Source organism: Halomonas sp. AOP43-D1-4 (genome assembly GCF_052446175.1).
Classification (GTDB): Bacteria; Pseudomonadota; Gammaproteobacteria; order Pseudomonadales; family Halomonadaceae; genus Vreelandella; species Vreelandella citrativorans.
The window spans coordinates 85,109-109,459 of sequence record NZ_JBQSVY010000011.1 but is presented as its reverse complement, the minus strand read 5'-3'; the positions used below and the strand labels follow the sequence as shown (position 1 = coordinate 109,459).

Sequence of the window (24,351 nt, the reverse complement as noted above, 5' to 3'; positions counted from 1 at the left end):
TTGCGGTCAGTCGTTAAGCGAAGGGCTGGTTTTAACTGAGGCTGGCCGCGAGATCGTCGCGGCCAGTGATAACTCTCTTACTCCGGCGCACGATGACAATAAGCACTCGCCACGTTATGCATAACGCGGGGTAGCTTATTGGATCGTGTGACGCGGATTTGCCAGCGCATGATAGTTTCTCGGTTAATACAGCGAGTTAAAACAAAGAGGTTGCCTTCAGCCAGCAACCTCTTTGTTTTAACGTATTGATAAAAATGCTGCAACATTTACTTAGCGATAACCTTTCGCCTGCAGATGAAATAAGTGAGCATAACGACCATTGATAGCCAATAATGCCTCATGCGTGCCGCGTTCAATAATCTCTCCCTGGTCAATAACGAGGATGAGATCCGCATTGCGGACGGTTGAGAAGCGGTGCGATATGAGAATCGTCATTTTATTGTGGCTATGCTGCCGAAACCTTGTAAATACGTCGGCTTCAGCGGCGGCGTCCATCGCAGCGGTGGGTTCATCCAGCACTAAAATATCGGCCTCTTCGCGCATGTAAGCGCGCGAGAGCGCTATCTTTTGCCACTGCCCGCCAGAGAGTTCCTGTCCATCCTTAAACCAGCGCCCCAACTGAGTGTTATAGCCTTGAGGCATGCGTTTGATAAAACTGTCGGCCATGCCATTGCGAGCGGCCTGCTGCCAGCGCGCTTGATTATTAAACGCCTGGGTGTCGCCCACGCCCAGATTTTCGCCAACCGGCAATTGATAGCGGACAAAGTCCTGAAAAATAACCCCGACGCGTTTGCGTAGCGCACTGTTTTCCCAGTCACGAAGATCACTGCCATCCAGCAGAATTCGCCCCTTTGTAGGGTGATAAAGCCGCGTTAAAAGCTTAATGAGGGTGGTTTTTCCGGAGCCGTTTTCGCCGACCAGGGCAAGGCTTTGACCGGGAGACAGGTGCAGTGAGATGTGTTGCAATACCTGCTTGCCGCCTGGGTAAGCAAAGCTTACGCCTTCAAAGCGCAGACCGTCGCCGGGAAGTGCGCCTTGCAAGCGCGTGCCACCTTCCTGCTGGGTAGGTTGTTCCAGGTACTCGTACAGGTTGGAAAGATAGAGATTGTCTTCGTACATGCCGCTAATGGCGGTAAGGCTTGCAGAAAGCGCAGACTGGCTCTGTTTAAACACCATCAAGTACATGGTCATCTGACCCAGCGTGATAGCACCTGCAATCGTCTCAACCACTACCCAGCCATACGCGGCGTAGAACGTTAGCGTGCCCAACAAACCAAGCAAGAAGCCCCAGCCCTCACGGCGGAGTGTCAATCGCCGGTCTTCGCGAAATAGCCGGTTGAAAATTTCGCGATAACGTTGCAAAAAAAGCGGCTCAAGGCCAAACAGTTTGACCTCTTTAATGCTGTCTTCGCGGGCCAGTACGGTTTCCAAATAGCCCTGCATACGCGTTTCAGGTGAGCGCCTGCGAAACAAGCGAAACGCATCACCTGAAAACTTGGCTTCTGAAACAAACACCGGCAGGGCGCCTGCCGCTAGAATCAGCAGCGCCCAAGGGGAAAACTGCACAAGCAGTACACTAAAACTGACCAGTGAGATGGCGTTTTGAAGTAGCCCAAAGGTTTTATTAACCAGCGCTAAAGGCCGCGTGGAGGCTTCACGGCGAGCACGTGTTAATTGGTCATACAGCTCTGAATCCTCGAACTGGCTTAATGATAGCGTGCCTGCTTTTTCTAAAATCATGACATTAACTTTCTGGCCCAGCAGGGCGCGAAGCAGCGACTGCTGAGCAGAAAGCCCGCGTTGGGCCAGTGCGATCAAGGCGATGATGAGAGCCTCTAACGCCACAAGCTCAAGCACCGGCATAATAATAACCGTCAGGCTAGCGGAAGGGTTGTCGCGATAGGTGTCCATCGCGTTGACGACGCCATCAACGATCAGTTGGCCCACCCAGGCACCCGCCGCAGGCAACACGCCAGCCACCAGCGTGCAAAGCGCCAGCCCGAACATCATCCAACGGGAGGTTTCCCAAACAAGGCCCAGGGCTCGCTTGCTGTAGCGAAACACGTTGAAAAAACCGTTAACCGACGGGGCGTTACCAGAGGTGGAAAACAGTGGGGGCATAGGGAGTTAACATGAACCGAGAGCGAAAGAAGCTATTATGATGCGTGGGTTGCGTCGCAATAGCCACTTCAACCGCCGGCGCTTTAATAGCGCGCGGCGGTTGAAGCTGGAGAAGAAGATGAACACAGGCTCTTTTTGTACAAACCTTAGGGAAGGATAAAGGCGCCGTACACAAGCGCACCCATCACCACAAACGCGGGATGAACGCTGAACCGTACCAGCGCAATCGCGGCAATGGCGCCGATAATCAGTGTATGTGCCCACCCTGCGCCATTAACGCCTTCAAGGAAAAAGCCCAACGTTAACCAAGCCATCATAATGGCGATCACTGGGCGTACCCATTGGCTCATACGCTTGACTTGGGGCGACTCGCGATGGCGGTACAAAAGCCCTAGTGCGGCAATCATCAGCAGTAGCGAAGGCACAACGGTTGCCGCTATCGCGACGGCGGCACCGCCGATGCCGGCCACTTCATAACCCACGTAGCCGGCCATTTTAGTAGCAATCGGGCTAGGCAGCGCGTTTCCAAGCGCAAGCGTTTCCGCAAACCCTTGAGACGTCATCCAGCCATAGCGGCCGACTACTTCGGCTTCAAGCAGGGGGATAATGGCTGGGCCACCGCCGTAGCCAACAATGTTCGGGACAAAAAATGCCAGGAAGAGCTGCCAATAAATCATGCTGAGCGCTCCGCTTTTTTAGCCGTGGAAGGGCGTAACAGCGCCGCCAGCAAAATCGCGCCAATAATAAAACCGGGGTGAATGCCTAGCCAATAAATCAATAGGCCAGCGGTAATCGCCATTAGGCTACTGACAAGCCAGCCTAGCGCCTTTTGCGATTTATCAAAGAAGTCCCAAGCCAGTTGCCCCATCATCACCATGACGACGGGCACCACGGCTTGCCCCATCCCACGAATCCAGGCCACATCCCGATACCGACTAAAAACGCCCAGCATGACCACCATGGCAACTATCATAGGGAAGCAAACAGCAAGTACCGACGCTATACAGCCACTAATGCCGCCTACACGATAGCCGATATAACCAGGCATTTTAGTTGCGATAGGGCCAGGCAAGGTGTTGCCAATGGCTAATATGTCGGCAAACTCTTCGTCCGTCAGCCATTGGTGGCGTGTAACGACTTCTGCATGTACCAGCGGTATCATTGAGGGGCCGCCACCGAAACCAAAAATACCGACGCGAAAGAAGGCCCAGAACAGGGCTGTCTGTTTCATCAGCGTGTCACGCTATGGTAGGCAGGCCGAAAACGGTAGTAGATGCGTTGAAAAACCATATTTTCTCTTTATATCGTTTATATGTAATAAAATCGATTATTTTTCAGGGTAGAATAATATAATCAAGAGCGTTAGCAGGCGTCAAACGGAATAAGTGATATGCGCTCACCGGTGGATGAAAGGACCCTACCATGAACCAGTACGTTCAGCCCTCCACAACAACAGCATCTAGCCGTATTTACGATATTTTACGCAAAGACTTGGTTAATGGGCGTTTTGCTGCTGGCGAAAAGTTGGCAATCAATGCGCTTAAAGAGCTGTATCAAGTGGGCTTAAGCCCCTTGCGTGAAGCGTTAAACAAGTTGGCCGCCTATGGTCTGCTGATACAGGAAAATCAGCGCGGTTTTCGGGTGCCGACTCTTTCACGCAGTGAACTGGATGATATTGTAAAAACGCGCTTGGCCTTGGAAGGTATGGCATTTGAACAGGCAATTTCGCTGGGGGATGCGGCGTGGGAGGCAAACCTTCTCGCGGCAGAGCATCGCCTGAAATGTGCCGACATGACGCTGGATAATGACGATGAGTGGGAGCGATTGCATACCCAGTTTCATCGCACGCTGGTCGCATCGTGCGGCTCTATATGGTCGCTGCGGTTTATTGAACAGCTGCACGATCAATTTGATCGGTACCGGCGCTTGGGCCCCAAAATGCCGGTCATTCGCCAGGAGTTGGATCAGCAGCACCATGAGCTAGTGGCGCTTGCTTTAAAGCGCGATGTGAAAGCAGCGCGAAAGCTTCTTGATGAGCATATCCTTAAATCCTATGAGGCTGCGCTAACGTGCTTTGCGCAGCACGGCTAAAAGCATCAGCTAAGCCATCAGCGATCAGTGTACACTGGCGCGTACTAAACACGATAAAGCGGATGTAAAAGAGCGATGCAATATTCAGATAGTGATGTCATTGAGCAAACGTTGAGCTGGGTGCGCAACTTTATTGTGGCTGAAAACGTATGTCCCTTTGCTCAGCGAGAAGTAGAGCGTGACACTATTCGTGTGGGCGTCGTACGCTCAAAAAAGCTTGAGGTGGCATTGGAAGAGCTGATGGTCGAAGTGCAGTGGTTGGATGAGCATCCGGAAACAGAAACCACGCTGCTAGTCTTTCCCACGCTTTTTAAGCACTTTGACCACTATCTGGACTATGTAGAACTGGCAGAAAGCATGCTGGCCGAACAGGGCTATGAAGGTGTTTATCAGCTGGCGACTTTTCATCCAGACTACTGCTTTGAGGACGCCACGCCAGAGGACGCCTCGAACTATACCAACCGCTCACCCTACGCAATGGTGCACCTATTGCGCGAAGCGAGCGTTGAAAAAGCCATTGAGTTTTATGGTGATACCTCGGTCATCCCGGAACGCAATGTGGCCCATTTGACCACGATGGGAAGCAGTAGGGCAGAGCGCTATCTTCAGGATGCGTTAGCGCAACGGGCATCTTCGGGTAAAACGCCATAACGCCTTATTCGTGCTGTTTATGTAAAGCTCAAACGCCCTTGCTTTGGATCGATTGTTGCGCTTTCTCTGCTGGTATTCCAAGCGCGCCACTACCATCAACATGACAACGAGCAAACCTAATGCACCTGCCAGAGCATGGTTCATTGGAGTGGTTGTGATGTCGATAAAAACTATGAAAATTAATACGCTAGTCGACTAAGTTATAAGAATTTATGCATCACGTAGCTGTCTACGAGTCCTTGTGTTGCGTGACAATAAGCTTTCGGCACCGTGCCCACAATACTAAATCCTAAACGCTGCCAAAGCGCTACCGCTGCCTCGTTCGTGGCAACGACAGCGTTAAACTGCATGGCTTTAAAATCATGGGTACGAGCTAGTTGCTGAGAGTGTTCACACATCGCGTGCGCAACGCCTTTACCGCGGGCGGCAGCGGTGACCATATAGCCGCAGTTACACACATGGCCACCCGGGCCTGCCGCGTTGGCTTTGAGGTAGTAGCTTCCCACCAGTTCGCCTGCTGAATCTCTGACGGCATACGTGGCTTTGGGGACTTGGCACCATAGTGAGTAGGCCGCCTCGTAGCTAATGTCGGGGTCAATGGCATAGGTATGTTGTTCCGCCACAATCGCCTTAAAAGTGGGCCAGAAAATAGCGAAGTCGTCTTGCGTCATTAAGGTGAAGGTAAGTGTAGACATGGTTAATACCTGGTAGAGATAAGCCGAGTAGCATGTGAGGGGCGTTAATGGTACCAGGCCGCAGCGGTGCATGCGGCTGTCAACATGGAAGGGGCATCTGCGCTTGAAGCCCCTTAAGTGGCTGTACGTTGCGCTTATTTTGCTACGTGAGCAACGATTTCGTAGCTGCGCACGCGGTCGGCATGACCAAAAAAGTCACTATTAATCATTAACTCATCGGCGCCTGTACGTTCCTGAAAGTCTTCAAGTCCCGCTTTAACTGTTTCTGGACCACCAATAATCGCGGCACCCAGGAACTGGTTGACTTGCGACTGCTCCATGGGTGACCAGTCCAGTTGCTCTACCGGGGGCTGCGACTGAGTCGGCTTGCCACGGATCAGGTTCAGAAACTTCTGCTGGGCGGAGGTAGCAAGGTAGTGCGCCATGGCATCATTCTCTGCGGCCATCACCGGCAGCCCGACCATGGTATAAGGCTTATCCAGATGCTCAGACGGGCGGAAGTTATCGCGGTAGAGGCGTAACGCTTCAAATAGGTAGCCGGGTGCAAACTGCGCCGCAAATGCAAAGGGCAGGCCCAGTCTGGCGGCCAGTTGGGCGCTGTAGCCGCTTGAACCCAACAGCCAGATAGGCACGTTAGTTCCTTGGCCAGGTACCGCTTTCACCTGCTGGCCAGGCTCTGCATCGCCTAGGTAGCGACGCAGCTCGCTTAGTTGCTCGGGGAAGTCGTCTACGCCCGCATGCATGCTGCGCCGCATGGCACGCATAGTGGCACCGTCAGAACCGGGCGCCCGCCCAAGTCCCAGGTCAATGCGCCCAGGGTAGAGCGTTTCCAGCGTGCCAAACTGCTCGGCAATCACAAGCGGAGGATGATTAGGCAGCATTATCCCGCCCGAGCCTAGCCGTATAGTGGAAGTGTGGCCTGCCAAATGGCCAATCAAAACGGACGTGGCGGCACTGGCGATTCCAGGGATGTTGTGATGTTCGGCAAGCCAGTAACGGGTATAGCCCAACTGCTCGGCTCGCTGTGCCAGTGAAACGCTATCCCGGAACGTTTCAGCAGCGCTGCCGCCTTGGCGTATAGGGGCAAGGTCGAGTACAGAGAGCGCGGTCGAAGAGAGTTGGCTCATATTTCACCTACTAATAAAGACGTGGAGCATGCTTAAAGATTTGGACGCGTAGGCAATGAGACGGCACGCGGTTAAATCATTAGCACGCTTGTTAGTAGAGTGTATGCGGGCTATGAAGGCCAAATGCAAGGAGCAGCCCTTTTGGGCTGCGTAACCTGTTTGATCGGTTAGTCACTCGGCGGGGTGGCGAACCAGGATCACGTTAACGTCGACATGGGCCGGTTGAGAGAGCGCATAAATAACCGCGTTGGCAATATCGCGAGCTTCCAGCGCCGTTTCAGGCGGTTCATCAAAAAAGGGCGTATCGACATGCCTGGCTCAATCAAACGAGGTGACATCAGTGGATGGCTCGTTTAGCGTGAGTATGCTGGAGCCTCTTTGAGCATGGAGGAGAGATCGAGAATGGCTTGCGCCATGTCTGCCATGCTTTTGCTTTGATCCATTGATGTCTTGCGAAGGAAGCGGTAAGCCTCCTCTTCACTCATTGATTGGTGCGCCATAATAAGCCCTTTAGCGCGTTCAATAAGCTTGCGCTCGCGCAGTGCCTTACGGGTATTTTCCAGCTCATCGCTTAACCCTTGTAGGCGGCTGGACTGGGTCTGGGTTAACGCTATCAGGGAACGGCCAAGCGGTGAGGTCAGCGCGCTGGCCGTTAAATCACCCGGCGGCTGAGGATGGTTAAGGGCCAGTAACGGTTCGCAAGGCGCGGGTTTATGCGCGTAAGGCTTGGCTTTGGTCTGCTCAAGTGTTGCTTCTGCCTGGTGTATTTTGCGATAGCAAAGCGCGGCTAGCTGTGCGTTTAACGTATCTTCGACGCTTTTGATTGCATCAATGCGCAGCGTGGTTAGCTCGTACCAGGTTTCACCCAGCGGGTTAGACGTTATATGTGGCGACGCTGGCTGGCAGGCAGCCTCGCGCAGCTGTTGAATGCCGGTTAGCGTGCTGGTTGAAACGGCTTGCTGCCAAGCCAGCGCGGCGTCTGGCGTAGCAAATTCGATAAAAGTATCAAAACAGCGCTGCTGGTCGTTAACCAGTTGGCCGAGAAGTTGGCGGTGACTGTCATCAAAATGGCCAAGGGTATAGCCAAAGGCGCCACAGGCACGCTCTTGTCCGGCCAGCTCCTTGCCTTGCATGAGATGGAAAATAGCCACCAGCGCACGGGTAATATCTGGATCGTCTGAAGTGTCGGCAGCTTCGAAGACAATCGCTAACAAACCGCCAATAAGGTGATTAAAGGCTTGGGTGGCGGCATCGGGAGAAATAGCAACGTTATCAATGGCGCTGCGCAGTGCGCTTAAGTCGTCCAGGGCGTTCCACATGGCGGCTATTTGGCGCAGAAGGCGCGCCGCTGCCTGTGGGCGTGCTTCCTGGCTTAGCGCCTCTAAGCGCCTGCGCATCAGCGCTTCGGCCTCTTTGCTCTTGTTAATATATGTCTGGCGGCGTGTTTTAAAGCGCTGACCTTGAGAGGCAAGGTAAATCGTTGAGGCACCGCGTTCGCGCTGAAGCACATGGATAAAACGGCTAATATCCGCAACGATTTCCGAGGCCGCCGCTAAATAACGAAAATTGTCGATATCGCAACGAATGGCGGTTAAGAGTAGCTGCTGGGCAGATGACATAACGATTTCCTTTTACTCGCCGCGTTGCCCCTTCTCTTATGGCTGGCTTGCGCCGGAGAGTAGGGGGCTGCTTGAGCATAATGCCTGGCGTTAACTTAATGCCTAGCGTTAACGTAATGAAAGGGCCCCCGCACCGGTATCATCGCCCACGGCGTCACGGTAAGCGTTTGCTTCTTGTGCTTCCGTTACGTCGTTAAACCGAACGACTAATACGCACGAGGCCAGTACCAGAACGGTCACGCCTAGGTAAAATAGCCCTTGTTGATAGCTTAAGCTTTCACTGCGAAACAGAAAGGCGGCCGAGACGGCGCCGACATTGCCGCCCGCACCCACAATCCCGGCAACTGCGCCCAAGGCTTTTTTATTGATAAACGGCACGACACCGAACGTGGCGCCTTCGGCCATTTGTACGAAGAGGCTAAACACCAGCATGATGCCAATGGCCAGGCTTAGAACGTGCATTTGCGAAAAGGCGACCAGCGCAATGCCTTCACAAACCAGCGCAATAAATAGCCAGCGCACACGTCCTTTTAACCCGCCCTGTTTGGCGAACAGATCCGAGAAAACACCACCCAGCGTGCGGGCAAAAATATTCATCAACCCAAACAGCCCTGCAATCATGCCAGCCATTGCCAGCGTTAAGTCGAATTTGTCGAAGAAGTAGATAGCCGCAATATTGTTGATCGTAAGTTCAACACCAAAACAGAGCCCATAAACGACAAACAGTGCCCAAACGCGGATGTCTTTCGCCGCTGCTAAAAAGCATTGAGTGGCGCTGTTCTCACCCGTTGCCTCGGGCAATTCTCCCCGTGCGCGCAGGTCGCTAAAGTTGCCGTCAGGCGCATCCTGCGTGAGAAACCAGTAACCGAGCCCGGTGATAAACATAACGATGCCGGGCACGACCATGGCAAGACGCCAGCCGAGCGCTTCGTTAACACCCAACATCAGTATGCCTGCAAAGATAAGTGGCATAAGAATTTGCGTGGTACCACCGCCCAGGTTACCCCAGCCCGCACTCGTTGCATTGGCGGTACCCACGACATTCGGTGCAAACATCATGGTGGTGTGGTACTGCGTAATCACGAATGAGGCACCGATAGCGCCAATAGCTAAGCGGGCAAGCAGGAACGTCTCAAAACTATTGGCAAAGCCGATGCCCATGACCGGAAGGGAACCTAAAATGAGCAGGCCGGTGTAGGTTTTGCGCGGTCCTAACCGGTCACACAGCAATCCGATCAGGAGCCGCACGATAACAGTAATCGCGACGGATGCGATGATCGTGTTACCAATTTGTGTCTGTGTCAGGGAAAGGTCATCGCGCACCACCGCCATAAGTGGTGCGATGCCGAACCAGCCAAAAAAACAGATATGAAAAGCAAACCACGACAAGTGGAAGGCACGCATCTGAGGCGTGGAGAACGTTAGCAGTCGAATACGATTGGCTTTATTGCGTATGTCCATGGGATGGCCTCACAGGATCTTAACCAGTTGAGCATCACGCAACGCCAAATCGCTCTGTTGCGTTACGTGTTCACGAGAACATGCCTTCGTCATTGAAGGTCAGGCCCGACGCACTCGTACCCGGTTGGGCCTGGTCTACGCCTACCATCACAAGAGATAGTTAAGCAATTAATTCGCCATCGGGGATTTTTATAAGCCTTATCAGTTGGTTACTTTTTATAGGCCGAAGATTTACAGAAAGAGGAATAGCCCCATGCGCTGTTGATGGGCATGCCGTAGGCGGCATGCATCACAATAGTGCTGTTTAGTCGTGCAGGTAAACGGCGTCGATATCCAGCGTTGAGTGATTGCCGATTGCCTCGAAGTGCTCATCCAGCCAGCGCTGCGCGGCGTCTCGGCCTTGTTCAAAAAGGTGTGAAAGAAACGACCATTCCGAATTCATCTTGCTGGAAACGGAAAGGTTTTCCAGCGCTTGCTCGCCGCTAATACGGTGAAAGAGGGCCTGCTGGTAACAGTTGTTGATCCCTTGCTCTTCCAGGGCGTGTTGCAGTAGCGCAATCATGCGTATCTCTTTAATCAGCGCGGCGTTAAAGGTAATTTCATTAAGTCTGTTCAGGATGGATGACGCACAGGTCGGTACTGAGTCGCGGCTGATAGGGTTAATTTGTATCAGCAGGATATCCCGTGAACTGCACTCCTCCATTAAGGGAAACAGCGCGGGATTGCCCATGTAGCCACCATCCCAGTAGGCCTCGCCATCAATTTCAACGGCCTGGAACATCAAGGGTAAACAGGCAGAGGCCATTACAGCATCAAGGCTCATCTCTTCACGACGAAAGACACGCTGTTTGCCCGTGCGCACATTGGTGGCCGCCACAAACAGCTTAAGCTGCTCGCATTGGCGCACCCGCTCGAAATCAATGTGTGCATCAACGATGTCACGCAGTGGGTTAACGTTCAACGGGTTGAATTGATAGGGCGAGATCAGGCGCGTCATAAGGTCCATCGCGATATAGCCTGGCGAATGATCAAGGCTCCAGTTGCCGGTCCAGACATCCATCGGCGAACGGCGTACCGGGCTTGCCATACCCGCGCGGCTGACGGCCTGCCAAAAATCCGTAAGTGCTTGCCTGGCTAACGGCTTGCCGCCCCTGGTGAGGGCATCGGCCATTACCACGCCATTCATGGCACCGGCACTGGTGCCGCTAATACCTTCTATTTCGATGCGCTCATCTTCAAGCAGGCGGTCAATGACGCCCCATGAATAAGCGCCGTGTGCCCCACCACCTTGCAATGCGAGATCCAACTTCTTGACTTGAGTCATAAGGCCTCATGCGTTAGTTAGCTTATTCATGCTGCGCTGCTTCTCAGCATGGCATAAGAACCGACACATGCCACCAGGCGAGAATTTAACGTTGCGCTAAATGGGGGGCACCTGGCGTTTGGCAGCGTAAGAAATTTGAGCTGGCGAGCCACTCCTCATCGGGGTAATAGGCAAACACATACTGATCATCTCTTAAGCTATCAATCAGCGGGTAAGTGATATCCTGGCGTACAGCGGGGCAGCCATGGCTGCGGCCGAGGCGGCCTGTTTGCGCGATAAAGTCATCGCTAACGTAGTCGGCTCCGTGAATCACAATGGCACGCTCGTAGGCGAGGTCATTGACCTCGGGTTCCAGCCCGTTAAGCCTAAGGGAGTAGCCGTTGCGTCCGTAATAGCTATTCATGGTACGAAACAAACCAAGGCTTGATTGATAGCTTTCGGGGATATTCGAGAAGGCGTCGGCTTGCGCATCACCAGAACCCTGGCCATGGGAAACCAATTCCTCAAACAGCAGCGTGTGCTGGCGCAGATCAAAGACCCACATGCGCCGCTCGGTGGAAGGCAGTGAATAGTCGATAACTGCCAGCCGCTCGACATCGGGGTCCGCACAGCTAAGCGCTTGGGCGGCAAGGCGCAGCGCTTCTGGGGTAGCCGAAGGCGCTAATTGAAGCAACTGATGATTAAGCGATAACACACCGGGAGGGGGCGTTGAGGCGACATCAGAAAAGAAACTGCTCGCGTATAAAGGGAGGCTAATGAACGCGAAAGGTAAACAGCATGACAACGATAGTGGGCGCAAACGGGTTACCATACAGAGCAATCCTGCTGACAAGAGCGACGACGAAAAATAGTAAACGGCTATGATGAAAGTAAGCATGCCGCGAATGGGAATTCATAGTAACGCAAGGAGAGGGTGATGAACGAGATGCAGTCACTAAGACAATGGGCGATAGGGGCCGCTCTAGGTCTAGCACTGTCCCATATCCCTTTCGGTTTAACACCGGCGTATGCGGCCTCTGAGCCGCTTAAACAGGCACTTATACAGCGCTTGGCGGCTGAAGATCAGGCGTCGCTGCCGATCCGTGAATTTTATCAATTGCGTAATGAGCAGCTAGCCTGGCGCGAGGCTTCATCGGTTGTGGCGTTAGCCAATGCGCTTAACCTGCTTGAAAGTGATGGTTTGACCCCTAGTGACTACCGTGCCGATAGATTGTTGAGCGCTTTCCAGAGTAGCCAGAACGCTGGAGAGTCCGCTCAGGCTGCGTTTGATATTCAGGCAACGTCGTCGCTGTTGTTGGCCCTCGATCACTTGGAGCGTGGCAAGGTCAACCCGCGTGACGTTGAGCCGAATTGGGATGTCCCACGCCCTGAGCGTCGCTATTCGCTGGCTCGCGTCGTTCAGGCCGTTGATGACCAGGCATTGGAGCGCGCCTTTGAGCTGGCTCGCCCAGCCTCAAGTGAGTATCAGCAGTTGCGAGAGGCGCTCAGCCGCTATCGCCAAGTGGCCACGCTAGGCAGCACCCCGTATTTGCCGTCGCGCGAAGACTCGCTGCGTCCGGGTGATAGGGATGATGACGTAATCCTGCTGCGCCAACGCCTAGCGATGTGGGGAGAAGATGGCCTGGTCTCGGCAGACAGCAGCGCCTATCCCATGATTGGCGTTCAGGCGCCAGGCGGCGATAGACGCACCTTTGATACTGAACTCGAAATGGCCGTAAAACGCTTTCAGCGGCGCCATCAACTAACCGCCGATGGCGTCGTCGGCGATCGTACTCGCTTGGCGCTTAATGCACCTGCCGCCTCACGTGTTGATCAGTTGCGGGTTAATCTGGAACGTGCCCGCTGGATAGGCCCCCAGCAGTCTAGTGAGCCGCGGGTCTGGGTAGATATCGCAGGCTACCAGTTGCACTATATTCGGCCAAACGGCCAGCAGTGGAATGCCCGGGTGGTCGTTGGGTCGCCGCGCCGTGAAACGCCTATTATTCACTCATCCATCAGCCACCTAACGATCAATCCCAGCTGGACGATTCCGCCTACCATCCTGCGTGAAGATGTTCTGCCCCGGATACGTCAGAACACCGACTATTTAGCCCAGCATAATATGCAGGTGATCAATATGTCCGGTGCGCAGCTAGACCCCGCCGAGGTCGATTGGCAACGCCCTGGGGGCGTTATGTTGCGCCAGGTAGCGGGTAACAGTAACCCTTTGGGTCGAGTGGTGGTGCGTTTTCCCAATAATGACATGATCTATTTGCACGACACGCCAGCACAGGGGCTTTTCCAGCGTGATCAACGGGCATTGAGCTCGGGCTGCGTACGCGTCGAAGGGGTGCGCGAATTTGCCCAAATGCTTTTGCAAGATAGTGGCAGTCGTTATCAGCTCAGCACGCTAATAAATAGTGGTGGCAGCGACCGTAATGTGAACTTGCCCCAACGCATTCCTGTCGCGCTACATTACTTGACCGCATGGCCCAACGCCCAAGGGGAAGTGGAGTTTCGCACGGATATCTACCGGCGAGATGCGTCACTATTGGCAGCACTCCAGCGTTCTGTATGAATGTAGAGGGCAGGCCAGCAGGCCAGCGTGTAGATAGCGCAAGGTGCGTGGCTACCGTTCAGAGGGTAAAAACGACAATGCCGCCCTAGGGCGGCATTGTTATAGGGTGTTAAAGCTTGGATTACAAAACTTGGATTACAAAAACCTGGATTACTCAGTATCGCTTTCTGATTGATAGCCCGCCACGCTAATCGTGCCGGTTTCGCCACTTTCAAGCGCAGCAAGCATCGGCTCGGCCTGGCGTTGGAAAGCAATCAGTGTGTCGCCGTTTAAGCCCATGTTTTCAGGCAGGTCTATCGTCATTGCATTAACGGGCGAGTTATTAACGATGACCTCGTAATGCAGGTGAGGGCCCGTACTACGGCCAGTGTTACCCGAAAGCGCGATGCGCTCGCCCATGGTGACGCGTTGGCCCTGGCTTACCAACTGCCGGGACAAGTGCAGATAGCGCGTACGATAACCATTGTCATGGCGGATAATAATATAGCGGCCTGCGGCTGGGTGGTTGGCAATTTTCTCAACACGGCCATTGGCGGGGGCAGTCACCGGCGTACCAATAGGCATTGCAAAGTCAGTACCGTTGTGTGGGCTGATCCGACCCGTTACCGGATGTTTACGGCGTGGATTGAAACCGGAGCTAAGGCGGTAACTGCCGTCAAAGGGGTAGCGTGCAAAAGAGGGGTCCAGGCTATTGCCTTCGGGCGTATAGAAATTATTGTCGGTGGCATTACGTACGACAGTGAGGTCCATGCGCTCTCCGGCATACTTTACTGCTAGTACGCGGGAGCCCAGCGTTTCTCCATCAATCATGTCGGACTCAACCAGCACCTGGAATTGGTCGCCACGGCGACTGTCCCGGCGAAAATCAAGTTTCTTCTCTAGCAAGTGAGTAAGCTCGGTAACCGAGCTGCTGCTCAAACCTGTTGCCTGAGCTGAACGGGCGAAACTACCGCTAACACTACCCGCAAAAAGGCGTTGAACCGGCTCACCCTGTCGCTCAATAGACGTAATGGCGAAACTGTCAGTATCGCTTTCTATTAATACCCCGTCGCGCATGTTTTTCATCATGCGAAGCGCAAGCAGGCGGCCGTCCTCATCTAGCTGGTAGTCGAAGCTGTGGCCTGCACGCCAGTTTGTCAGCATTTGAGATTCTGGCATGTCATCTAACAGTGCCAGTACTTCGCTATAGCCTAGCCCCAGCTCATCTTGTGCCAGAACGGCAAAGGTTTCACCTGGCTCAACAAGGTGGGTCTTCCATTCAGGGACATAGGGCTCTTCAGCAGCCAGTTCCAGCTCAAGAAAAGAGACGTCATCGAACAGATCAATGCCGTAATCTTCATAAGAAGTAGCATCTGCGATTTCGACAGAGGACGACGGATCGATATCGAGCATGCCGCTTGAAAGTGTGCCTACGACAATCGACATATGCAGTGCGCCGTTATCGATTGCGCTGTCGTTGAGTACTGCACTGGGCGGCTGGTGTTCTGCTACCGCCGCATCCGCACTAGAGATAAGATCAAGATCAACGATTTCTGTTGCCGCTAAATCGCTAAGGGGAATATGTTCGCGGGTGGCATCAATGGCCCTTGAGGCGCGGTTGATGGCATCAGCAACCGGCGCTCGTTCCTGACCAAGGGAAGGAAGACCTGGCGCTGAATCGCTGGGAAGCGGTACTAACACGCTTTCAAGCGGTGTATGGGGTTGGTTTAAATCGTGATACGTTGTAATTAATTTTTGTGCGCCCAGCACAGTGACCATTGTAGCCACAGGTAACAGTAACAACTTATGCGTGCGGGGCAGCGAATGAAGGATTCGCAACATGGGTAAATAGACCGCCGAGTTCGTGATCGAAAACGAATATGAAAGTAAACAAACCCCGGAACCATACCCCATGGAGCAAAAGGTGCATAGACTGTATATCTATACATAAAAGATACTTTTGCTATATTAGCATAAGTAAATGGCAGATATCACTGTTTGTGAACACTGTTTGCTAACAAAGGTAAATAAAAGCTTGGATAAAGTGAGTCGGCTAACTCTGTGTATTGCATACTTCTGATCATGAAAAACATGATAATTACTAACCTAGCCATAGACAGGCAGGGAGTAGCGTAGAGGTTTTGTGACGGTTAGGAGTGTCGGGTAAGTAAGGTCTAATAGGAATTATTATTATTGTTGTTTTAAAACAAGCGCTTAAGCTCTTGTTAATGTTAGTTAAGAATTTTTAAGTTGGGCGAAGATAATACCGTGAGCCGTGGATACTGTCTGTCAGACTTAAGGCGGGGTTAATCTTGACGTTTTTTTTGTAACAAAAGGTTAATTGCGGGTTTTTTTAGCGTTTTAGCGTGGTTAGGGCGTTGGCCAGACGAGCAATAGAGCGCGCTGCGTATTTGAGCGACGCAGATAAAACCAAAATGCACTGGCAGGTCCTTTCTGATAGGCGCTTTCAAGTAAGCCCTTTCAAGCAAGCTCTTTCAGAAAGAGGCTGTATCGTGCCGGGTGGCATAAATAAGCACTGAATAAGCGGTACTTTTTATTGATTACTGGCATTCTAGTGAGATTTTTTCGAAGATTAAGCGGATTGTATCGCTGTATAGCATCGAGGAAATCGAAATGTCCCGGGTAACACTTGCGCAATGGCAAATGCTGGCAGCCGTGGTAGACCATGGAGGATTTGCGCGTGCAGCGGAAGCGATCCATAAAAGCCCCTCTACGTTGAACCATGCCGTTCATAAGCTGGAAGAACAGTTAGGTGTTCAGGTGCTTGAGCCGGTTGGGCGTCAGGTGCGCTTGACGGAGGCTGGTGAGTTACTGCTGCGCCGCGCACGTCAATTGGTAGAAAGCGCAGCCTCTTTAGAAGATGTAGCGTCAAGGCTGGCGGCAGGCCTGGAAGCTGAAATTATCGTGGCAATCGAGCAGATATTCCCTGCGGCGGTCCAGGCGAAGGCGCTAGAGCGCTTCTCGGAAGCATATCCTCAAGTACGCGTACAGCTATATGAGAGCGTACTCCACGGTGGAATTGAAATGCTCTATGACGGCCGCGCAGACCTCGTGGTTTCGGGTATATCGGCGCAGGGGTTTTTAGGTGAGCCTCTGGTGCTCGTTCGCTTTATTGCGGTTGCCCATCCGGATCATGCTCTACACCAGTTGGGGAGATCATTGGACCTTCGCGATCTGGCACAGCATCGCCAGCTGGTGGTTCGTGACTCAGCCTTGCGTCAGCCTTTGGATGCAGGGTGGTTAAAGGCCGAGCAGCGTTGGACGGTAGGTCATTTGAACACCTCTCTGGATATGTTAAAGCGTGGCCTGGGGTTCGCTTGGATGCCTGAATCCCATATTACAGAAGAGCTAGCGCGTGGCGAGTTAAAGCCACTGCCGCTTCCGGCGGGTGGCATACGTGAAGTGCCTGTTCAGATGATTTTTCGGGATCGTGATCGTGCAGGGCCTGCCGCTCATGCCATGGCTGCTGCGTTAAAGCAGGCGGTCGAAGAGCTCTATTCCCATGGTTCGATTATCTCGAATGAAGCACCGTAAAACATCCGCTTGAGCATCTGCGCACCGGGGGTATGCTGAAGGTAGAGCCGTCAGATATTTATTACCCCCTTTAGGAGATGCCTTATGGGCTTGCTTGTTAATGGTGAATGGCACGACCAGTGGTACGACACGAAAAAGAGTGGCGGTGAATTTGTCCGTGAGTCTGCTCAGCTGCGTGATTGGGTCGGCGATCAACCGGAAACTGGCGGGGCCAGCTATCCCGCTGAAAAGGACCGCTACCATCTATACGTTTCGTTAGCCTGCCCTTGGGCGCACCGCATCCTCATAATGCGTAAGCTAAAAGGGCTGGAGTCGTTGATAGGCGAGTCGCATGTGAGCCCTTTGATGTTAAATAAAGGGTGGACCTATGAGCAGAATGAAGGCTCAAGCGGTGATGCCGTTAACGGCGTTGATTACCACTATCAGCTATACACCATGACCAACCCCACCTATACCGGCCGGGTAACGGTCCCGGTGCTTTGGGATAAAAAGCGAAGTGCCATCGTTAATAATGAGTCGGCCGACTTGTTACGTATATTGAATATCGCGTTTGATGATCTTGCTGGTAACCACTTGGATTTTTATCCGGAGGATTTGCGCGAACAGATCGACCAAGTGAATGCCGATGTCTATGACCATATTAACAACGGCGTTTACAAGACCGGTTTTGCCACCGAGCAGGATGTGTATGAAAAGCATGTTCATGCGCTGTTTGAAGCACTAGAGCGTGTGGAAAAACGTTTGGGTAACCAGCGTTATCTGGCGGGTGAGTGGCTAACAGAAGCGGATATCCGCCTGTTTACGACGCTGATTCGTTTTGATGCCGTGTATTACGGCCATTTCAAGTGTAATTTCAAGCGTATTGAAGACTTTCCCAATTTGTCCAATTATGTGCGCGAGATCTACCAATGGCCGGGGGTGGCTGAAACGATTGATATGGGCCATATAAAACGTCACTACTACTACAGCCACGATAAGATTAACCCAACACGTATTGTACCTGCTGGGCCGCTGCTTGACTTTGAACGCCCCCATGATCGAGAGCGCCTGCCAGGGCGTGGAGTACGTTCTAAGCAGAGCGCTTAGGCAGCTTGTTCAGCACAGCCGCCGCTGCAACCCAGAAGACCGCCGAAAAGGCGGTCTTCTGTTATGACGTTAGCTTGATGATTAACGGTGTTAATCGTGATTTGATATGGCTTCACGTGTTGATTGCCAAGCGCTTTGTGCGCCATCGCGGGTAGTCTCCCACGCATCACGAGCATTTACTTTCGTTTGTTCCCACCAGTCATGGTTGTAGGTCGGAAATTCTTCAACTTCTTCGTGGGTTGCATCAAGAATAATGCGGTGCTCGGTATCGCCGTCGCTCTCAGTGTGGGTTTCAAGCGAGAAGTAATCAGTGCCTACAACGATCTCACGACCACCAAGGCCTAATACGGCGCCACTCTCAATGACCAGCGCATTGATACGCATCTCTTCATCGAACAGGATATTATCGACTTCACCGATCTCATCGCCGGACCCATTGTTGAAGTAGACGTCAGCGTCAAGGATATCTTTGGCGGAGTACATGCCTTGGGGCTCTTCTGACGCTTGCACTCCGAAGGCCAGGCTGCCTAACAGGGCGGTACCGATAGCGGTGGTTAACATTGTCTTACGCATAGCTTCTCTCCATGTGGCTAAAATACAGAATGGTCAACATTGGCTGCCCATTCATCGCTAGTCGCCAATAACTTGCAACATTTGACTAAAACAGAAGTGAGTAGGCTTATGACGCTGACGGGTTATAGCGTGTTGGCCCAATCATCAGCACGTCTTTCAGCTTCTTCACGCGTCAGACCATATTTTTGCTGAAGCTTGCCCACTAGCTGATCTTTCCTGCCACCAATCTGATCAAGCTCATCATCGGTGAAGTCGCCCCAGCTAGTGCGTGCTTTACCTTTCATTTCCGTCCACTTGCCTTCAATTTGATCCCAGTTCATACATCACTCCTTGAATTGCTGAACGTGTTGAGGCATCTAATTAAGTTAGACGATATTTACACAAGTGCAAATGACGATGTTTGTTTTGGGTGAAGTAAAAAAGGTGTAGTAAAAAGGCTGGTCATTCATTATTTGAGGTGTTAGGATGCGCGCTCCTCGCATGTGTTGACCCCTCCATCACGACGATAAGCGATGTCTACGTAGTTTTTATATTTGATGCGTAGCAAGGCTTGCGGGAACATCTCGCTGATTGCAGATGTTCATTGCTGTGAAGATGGCGCGCCTCCAGCATTTCACCAAACGGGTGAAATCGGCGCAGAAGGTCGCCACAGCGGTTGGCCCTTTGAGAATATATAGGTTTGCCAACCGTATGCCAGGTGCGACCGGCGTCTCCGACTCCACTGATGACATTATCCGCTTATTGACGGAACCTGTTTTTCGATGCTGCTTTTTAGCGCAACATCGTTGTCAGAGTCAGAGACGCTTACGATGCTCTTTTGCCGGTACTGCCGGCCTACCAAGGTGTGATTAATGACCTCGACTTCTGTCGCCTCGCCGAGCTTCGGCGATCTGGCTCTATTGCCTGCCGTTCTGTCTGCTGTTGAAGCACAGGGCTATGTAACCCCTTCACCTATCCAGGCGCAAACTATTCCTGCGTTGCTGGAAGGTCGCGATATGCTGGGCCAAGCACAAACCGGTACCGGTAAAACCGCAGCATTTGCTTTACCGTTATTGTCACGACTGGATCTTCAGCGTCGTGCTCCTCAAGTATTAGTCATGGCCCCAACCCGCGAGCTTGCTCAGCAGGTTGCAGCCTCATTTAGTAAGTATGGTCAAAACCTGCAGGGCCTTGAAGTGGCCATCCTGTGTGGTGGCCAAGAGTACCGTGAACAGTTAGGCGCGCTGAAGCGCGGTGCCCAGGTTGTCGTTGGCACCCCCGGCCGTATTATTGATCACCTGGACCGTGGCAGCTTGAAGCTGGACGGCCTGTCAGCACTCGTATTAGACGAAGCTGATGAAATGCTGCGCATGGGCTTTATCGACGACGTAAAACGCGTGGTCGCCGATACCCCGAAAGATGCACAGCGTGTGTTCTTCTCGGCCACACTGCCGACTGAAATTGAGCGCATTGTTAACCGCTATCTGGTTGACCCGGTAAAAGTGGCGATTGAGTCGCGCACGACCACTGGCGAAAACATTGAGCAGCGCATTGTACGCGTTGACGGCGGTGCCAAGCTTGAAGCGCTGGCGCGTATTCTTGAAGTCGAGCCGGTCGATGCCGCTATTGTCTTCGTACGTACTCGTGCCGCTTGTACTACCCTGGTTGAGCAACTGACGGCTCGTGGCGTCAACGCCGCTGGCCTGTCCGGTGACTTGGACCAAAGCCTGCGCGAGCGTACGATTACTCGCCTGAAGCGTAGCAAGGTCGACGTACTGATTGCGACTGACGTTGCTGCCCGTGGTCTTGACGTGCCGCGCATTACGCACGTTATCAACTACGATCTTCCGCAAGATGCAGAAGCGTATACGCACCGTATCGGCCGTACTGGTCGTGCTGGTCGTAGCGGCATCGCGATTACCTTTGCTGGTTTCCGTGAAGGCCGTAAAGTAGGTTGGATGGAGCAGGCAACCGGTCAGAAAATGGCCGAAATGCCGCTGCCTGACGAAGCTGCTATTCGCGCTCACCGTGACGAAGTATTCCACCACCGTGTGGTGGCAGCGCTTACCAAAGGCGCCGAAGAGCAGCAGGCACTGGTAGAGCGTCTGGTAGAAGAAGGTCATGACGCTATTCAGCTGGCCTGCGCCTTTGCTGCCATGGCACGCGCTGATGAAGCGCCGATTGGCCGCTTGCAAGCGCCGCGTAAAGAGCGTGCCCCGCGTGAAGGTGGCAGCGCCAAGCCAGGTGCTCGCCGTGAGCGTGGCGAACGTGGTGAGCGTCCGCGCGCACCTAGCGAAGGCATGACTCGCTACCGTGTATCCGTTGGCCATAAAGACGGCGTTAAGCCAGGCCAGCTGGTTGGCGCGTTGGCGAATGAAGGCGGCATTGAAGGTGCGCGTATCGGTCGTATCGATATCCGTAACGCCTTCTCAGTGGTTGAGCTGCCTAGCGGTCTGCCTTCCACTATCCTGACCAAGATGGCCCGTGCTCGTGTCGCCGGTCGTCCGCTGGAAATCAGCGAAGACCGTGCGCCTGAGCGTGCTCCGCGCCGTCGTCGTGATGATGGCGATGCGCCGATCCGTCGCCGCGAAGCGTAATCGCTTAAGCATGCGATAGCGGTATTAACCGCGCCTAAAATGCCCTCGTACCGGTTTCCGGTGCGAGGGCATTTTTTTGCTACGCTAAAAGATGACACGCCAAAAAAGCGACAGGGAGTCGACAGTGAAAGCAGCCTTGCATGAATGGAACCTGGCGCCTAAAGAGGCTATTGCGCTTCAGAAAGAGCTTGCTACACGGTTAGAGTCTGATGACCGTATTGCGCCGGTAACGCACATCGCCGGAATGGATATTGGCTTTGAAGACAACGGAGATACCACGCGGGCAGCCGTGGTGGTGCTCAAGTGGGACCCACAAACAGCACCTGACTTAACGCTTGTTGAGCATGTTGTTCATCGTGAGCCGACGCGAATGCCGTATATTCCAGGGTTGCTCTCTTTCCGCGAAATACCGGCGGCACTGGGCGCCTTTGAACAGCTCAATATACTGCCCGAATTAATCATGGTGGATGGCCAAGGGATCGCCCACCCCAGAAGGCTCGGGATCGCCGCGCACTTGGGGTTGTGGCTGGACCTGCCTACCATCGGCGTTGCCAAGTCACGCCTTTACGGCAAGCACGATGAGGTAGGCGAGGTACGTGGGGATTGGGTGCCACTGCGAGCCGGTAACGAGACGATTGGCGCCGTCCTGCGCTCGCGTGACAAGGTGAAGCCGGTATTTGTCTCGCCTGGCCACCGAATTAGTCTTGAAACATCGCTTGATTGGGTAATGCGTTGCCTGGGGCGTACCAAGTTGCCAGAGCCTACCCGCTTGGCCGACAGGTTGGCTTCAAGGCGCGATCAGTATGTCAAAAAGCCACAGAATTCGCTGTTTTAAAAAGCCTGGCTCACGTGACCATGTGATGAGCGTTTTATAAAAGCGTGATAAAGCGCTTGAGTAAGCTTGTAGCCTCCTGTGTTTCAACCACCTGAGCGGCAATTGCCTCTGCGTCTTGTTGCTGTTCAAGCAGCACTTCGCGCTGATGCGCTATATAAGCGCGCATGACAGGTACAGTGAACTCAGGGTGAAACTGCACGCTCCACTGGCGCGGTCCGTAACGCAGTGCCTGGTGCGCATCGTGGGAATTACAGGCCAGCACCTGGGTATTGGAAGGCAACCCTAACACAGACTGCGCATGAGTCAGGTGGGCCACAAAATGCGCGGGTAGCTGGCTAAACAGGGGGTCTTGAAGGCCCGCATCCGTCAGCGTAACGCTATGCGTACCCAGCTCACGCCCCTTGGGGTGGAAGTCGCTGACACCTCCAAAAGCCGCTGCCATTAACTGATGGCCGTAGCAAACGCCTAACATGGGAATGTCCGCTTGAAGCGCCTCCTGTAGCCAGGGTTTTAAGCGTTCGCTCCAAGACTCTTGGTGGCTCACCATGCTGTGCGAGCCAGTGATGAGAATGCCTGCCAGCGCGTTTAGCGGTAGCGGCGCAGACTCCTTTCGGGCGTCCCATACGCGAAGTGTTAAATGCTCAGGCAGCGTATCGTTTAGCTGTTGCTCAAAGAGGGTTTCAAAGTCACCGTGCTGTTCGGCAACGTCAGAAAATGCATCGCCGGTTTTAATAATGACGACAGAGGCCATATTGATTCCTGTGAAAAAGGCAGCCTGGTGCGTGCACTGTTGATGCGAGCACCAGGGGGATAAAGCATGTCATTATGCGACAGGGCGAATAGGATGTAACCGCCATTCAGTGAGTAACGCCAATAATGAGCGATCCTGCTCATTAAGCTTTAACAAGGAGATGACAATGCAACACGTGACGCGTGCCGGTGAACCGATGGATGTAGCCGGGGTAATACCTTCCGTTGATCAAGCCGCGCCAGAGATGGTATTAACCGATGGCCATCTTCAAGACGTAACGCTGGATACCTACGCAGGCAAGCGGAAAGTCCTCAATATAATTCCCAGCGTCGACACGCCGACCTGCGCCATGTCGACACGGCGTTTTAATGAGCTTGCCTCTAATTTGGACGATACCGTGGTGTTGGTAGTGTCAGCTGATTTGCCCTTTGCCGCTCAGCGATTTTGCGGTGCGGAAGGGTTGGATAATGTTAAAACGCTTTCCACCTTCCGCCATCCCGAGTTTTTAGAAGCCTGGGGTGTCGCGCTGCGTAATAACCCTATGGAGGGCTTATGTGCACGTGCCGTGGTGGTGCTGGATAGCGATAATCGCGTACTGCATAGCGAACTGGTCAGCGAAATTAAAAATGAACCGAACTACGATGCGGCACTGGCCGTACTTACGGCGTAGCTGACTGCTGACAACGCTTAGCGGCCTCCAGCAGCGCACTAATCAGGCGTTGCTGGGGGCGGTTCAATATCAGCCATTCGGGGTGCCATTGGACCCCGATTAAAAAATCATGCTCGCGCGATTCGATGCCTTGCACCAGGCCATCACGGTCACGCGCGACAATCTCTATCCCTTGGCCCGCTTGGTTAACGGCCTGATGATGAAGGCTATTTACCCGGCACCAGGTGGCGCCGAGTAGTTGATACAGTTGGCTTGCCCCCACGATATCGACCGTCTTACGGGGAAGCACCGTGCGTCGACGTTTTAAGCCTTCGTGGGTGGTGTAAATATCGGGGTCCAGCGTGCCGCCTAAATGCACGTTGATTAATTGCGCACCTCGGCAAATACCCAAAACGGGTGTGTTTAAGGGAATGAATCGTTCAAGTAAGGCAAGTTCCAGGGCGTCACGTGCTGGGTCAAGGCGTACATCCAACTGGAGTTCACCGCCGTAAAGGGTCGCCTGAATATCATCGCCACCGCCAATAATTAACCCATCCAGATACGCTGGTAACGGGCGGGAAGGAGATAGCCGTAAGGGTTTTCCGCCATGCCGCCATACGGCAAACCAGTCAAACCACCAGGCAAGGTGGCTTTTATAATCCGAGGTGGTAATTCCAATAAGCGGCCGTTGCATTCAGATA

Annotated in this window: 23 protein-coding genes; 8 read left to right on the top strand and 15 right to left on the bottom strand. The window is 53.2% G+C overall.

Annotated features, from left to right (window positions below):
- Nucleotides 1–270 precede the first annotated feature (270 nt).
- The 3 genes from ACT3RQ_RS13500 to ACT3RQ_RS13490 form a co-directional block, all read right to left on the bottom strand.
- Entirely contained in the window at nt 271–2,121 is a 1,851-nt protein-coding gene (locus ACT3RQ_RS13500; RefSeq protein WP_444680655.1) for an ABC transporter ATP-binding protein, read from the bottom strand.
- A 146-nt stretch (nt 2,122–2,267) separates the two neighbouring features.
- Nucleotides 2,268–2,798 carry a chromate transporter gene (locus tag ACT3RQ_RS13495; protein ID WP_172118046.1) on the bottom strand — a complete coding sequence of 177 codons (531 nt, stop codon included), beginning with the start codon at nt 2,796–2,798 and terminating at the stop codon, nt 2,268–2,270.
- Nucleotides 2,795–3,352, bottom strand: coding sequence for a chromate transporter (locus ACT3RQ_RS13490; protein ID WP_172118045.1), 558 nt, complete (start codon nt 3,350–3,352; stop codon nt 2,795–2,797). The genes ACT3RQ_RS13495 and ACT3RQ_RS13490 overlap by 4 nt, the downstream gene beginning before the upstream one ends.
- A gap of 191 nt (nt 3,353–3,543) precedes the next feature.
- Here ACT3RQ_RS13490 and ACT3RQ_RS13485 point away from each other — a divergent pair, with 191 nt between their 5' ends.
- Entirely contained in the window at nt 3,544–4,212 is a 669-nt protein-coding gene (locus tag ACT3RQ_RS13485; RefSeq protein ID WP_172118044.1) for a GntR family transcriptional regulator, read from the top strand.
- Nucleotides 4,213–4,287: 75 nt separating this feature from the next.
- On the top strand, nt 4,288–4,863 hold the full coding sequence (locus tag ACT3RQ_RS13480) for a DUF1415 domain-containing protein (RefSeq protein ID WP_441678468.1): 576 nt from the start codon (nt 4,288–4,290) through the stop codon (nt 4,861–4,863).
- 200 nt (nt 4,864–5,063) lie between these two features.
- Here the strand turns inward: ACT3RQ_RS13480 and ACT3RQ_RS13475 are convergent, their stop codons facing one another.
- The 7 genes from ACT3RQ_RS13475 to ACT3RQ_RS13445 all read right to left on the bottom strand — a co-directional run bounded on the left by ACT3RQ_RS13475 (nt 5,064) and on the right by ACT3RQ_RS13445 (nt 11,900).
- Nucleotides 5,064–5,558: a GNAT family N-acetyltransferase gene (locus ACT3RQ_RS13475; RefSeq protein WP_444680654.1), complete on the bottom strand. Its 495-nt coding sequence runs from the start codon at nt 5,556–5,558 to the stop codon at nt 5,064–5,066.
- Nucleotides 5,559–5,692: 134 nt separating this feature from the next.
- Entirely contained in the window at nt 5,693–6,685 is a 993-nt protein-coding gene (locus ACT3RQ_RS13470) for an LLM class flavin-dependent oxidoreductase (protein ID WP_444639279.1), read from the bottom strand.
- Nucleotides 6,686–6,882: 197 nt separating this feature from the next.
- On the bottom strand, nt 6,883–7,023 hold the full coding sequence (locus tag ACT3RQ_RS13465; RefSeq protein ID WP_441678462.1) for a hypothetical protein: 141 nt from the start codon (nt 7,021–7,023) through the stop codon (nt 6,883–6,885).
- Nucleotides 7,024–7,038: 15 nt separating this feature from the next.
- Nucleotides 7,039–8,304 carry a nitrate- and nitrite sensing domain-containing protein gene (locus ACT3RQ_RS13460; RefSeq protein WP_444639277.1) on the bottom strand — a complete coding sequence of 422 codons (1,266 nt, stop codon included), beginning with the start codon at nt 8,302–8,304 and terminating at the stop codon, nt 7,039–7,041.
- 108 nt (nt 8,305–8,412) lie between these two features.
- Nucleotides 8,413–9,765, bottom strand: coding sequence for an MFS transporter (locus ACT3RQ_RS13455; protein WP_444639276.1), 1,353 nt, complete (start codon nt 9,763–9,765; stop codon nt 8,413–8,415).
- A gap of 304 nt (nt 9,766–10,069) precedes the next feature.
- Entirely contained in the window at nt 10,070–11,089 is a 1,020-nt protein-coding gene (locus tag ACT3RQ_RS13450) for a patatin-like phospholipase family protein (protein ID WP_444628019.1), read from the bottom strand.
- An 85-nt stretch (nt 11,090–11,174) separates the two neighbouring features.
- Nucleotides 11,175–11,900, bottom strand: a complete 726-nt coding sequence (locus tag ACT3RQ_RS13445) for a murein L,D-transpeptidase catalytic domain family protein (protein WP_172118037.1) — start codon at nt 11,898–11,900, stop codon at nt 11,175–11,177.
- 105 nt (nt 11,901–12,005) lie between these two features.
- On the opposite strand from ACT3RQ_RS13445, the gene ACT3RQ_RS13440 reads away from it, so the two are divergent.
- Nucleotides 12,006–13,646, top strand: coding sequence for a L,D-transpeptidase family protein (locus ACT3RQ_RS13440; RefSeq protein ID WP_444680653.1), 1,641 nt, complete (start codon nt 12,006–12,008; stop codon nt 13,644–13,646).
- 150 nt (nt 13,647–13,796) lie between these two features.
- On the opposite strand, the gene ACT3RQ_RS13435 is transcribed toward ACT3RQ_RS13440, so the two are convergent.
- A complete protein-coding gene (locus ACT3RQ_RS13435) occupies nt 13,797–15,467 on the bottom strand; it encodes a peptidoglycan DD-metalloendopeptidase family protein (protein WP_172118035.1) in 1,671 nt (556 codons plus the stop codon).
- A gap of 792 nt (nt 15,468–16,259) precedes the next feature.
- Between ACT3RQ_RS13435 and ACT3RQ_RS13430 the strand changes: the two genes are divergently transcribed.
- Nucleotides 16,260–17,180: a LysR family transcriptional regulator gene (locus tag ACT3RQ_RS13430; protein ID WP_444639272.1), complete on the top strand. Its 921-nt coding sequence runs from the start codon at nt 16,260–16,262 to the stop codon at nt 17,178–17,180.
- Nucleotides 17,181–17,264: 84 nt separating this feature from the next.
- The gene (locus ACT3RQ_RS13425; protein WP_444639271.1) at nt 17,265–18,266 is read left to right on the top strand and encodes a glutathione S-transferase family protein; all 1,002 of its coding nucleotides are present in this window, start codon (nt 17,265–17,267) and stop codon (nt 18,264–18,266) included.
- A gap of 90 nt (nt 18,267–18,356) precedes the next feature.
- Here ACT3RQ_RS13425 and ACT3RQ_RS13420 read toward each other — a convergent pair whose 3' ends face one another.
- Both ACT3RQ_RS13420 and ACT3RQ_RS13415 read right to left on the bottom strand, forming a co-directional pair.
- A complete protein-coding gene (locus ACT3RQ_RS13420; protein ID WP_172118032.1) occupies nt 18,357–18,839 on the bottom strand; it encodes a PRC-barrel domain-containing protein in 483 nt (160 codons plus the stop codon).
- 122 nt (nt 18,840–18,961) lie between these two features.
- Nucleotides 18,962–19,159, bottom strand: coding sequence for a CsbD family protein (locus tag ACT3RQ_RS13415; RefSeq protein WP_087108335.1), 198 nt, complete (start codon nt 19,157–19,159; stop codon nt 18,962–18,964).
- Between the two features lie 531 nt (nt 19,160–19,690).
- Between ACT3RQ_RS13415 and ACT3RQ_RS13410 the strand changes: the two genes are divergently transcribed.
- Nucleotides 19,691–21,415 (top strand): DEAD/DEAH box helicase, encoded by a 1,725-nt coding sequence (locus ACT3RQ_RS13410; protein WP_172118031.1) that lies wholly within the window; start codon nt 19,691–19,693, stop codon nt 21,413–21,415.
- A gap of 124 nt (nt 21,416–21,539) precedes the next feature.
- The gene (gene nfi, locus ACT3RQ_RS13405) at nt 21,540–22,250 is read left to right on the top strand and encodes a deoxyribonuclease V (RefSeq protein WP_444680652.1); all 711 of its coding nucleotides are present in this window, start codon (nt 21,540–21,542) and stop codon (nt 22,248–22,250) included.
- Nucleotides 22,251–22,284: 34 nt separating this feature from the next.
- Here nfi and ACT3RQ_RS13400 read toward each other — a convergent pair whose 3' ends face one another.
- Complete coding sequence (locus ACT3RQ_RS13400) at nt 22,285–23,001, bottom strand: glutamine amidotransferase (protein WP_444680651.1); 717 nt, start codon at nt 22,999–23,001, stop codon at nt 22,285–22,287.
- A gap of 166 nt (nt 23,002–23,167) precedes the next feature.
- Between ACT3RQ_RS13400 and tpx the strand changes: the two genes are divergently transcribed.
- Nucleotides 23,168–23,671 carry a thiol peroxidase gene (gene tpx / locus ACT3RQ_RS13395; RefSeq protein ID WP_444639268.1) on the top strand — a complete coding sequence of 168 codons (504 nt, stop codon included), beginning with the start codon at nt 23,168–23,170 and terminating at the stop codon, nt 23,669–23,671.
- On the opposite strand, the gene ACT3RQ_RS13390 is transcribed toward tpx, so the two are convergent.
- Nucleotides 23,661–24,344, bottom strand: a complete 684-nt coding sequence (locus tag ACT3RQ_RS13390; protein ID WP_444680650.1) for a gamma-glutamyl-gamma-aminobutyrate hydrolase family protein — start codon at nt 24,342–24,344, stop codon at nt 23,661–23,663. The two genes, tpx and ACT3RQ_RS13390, sit on opposite strands and share 11 nt — an antisense overlap.
- Nucleotides 24,345–24,351: the final 7 nt, after the last annotated feature.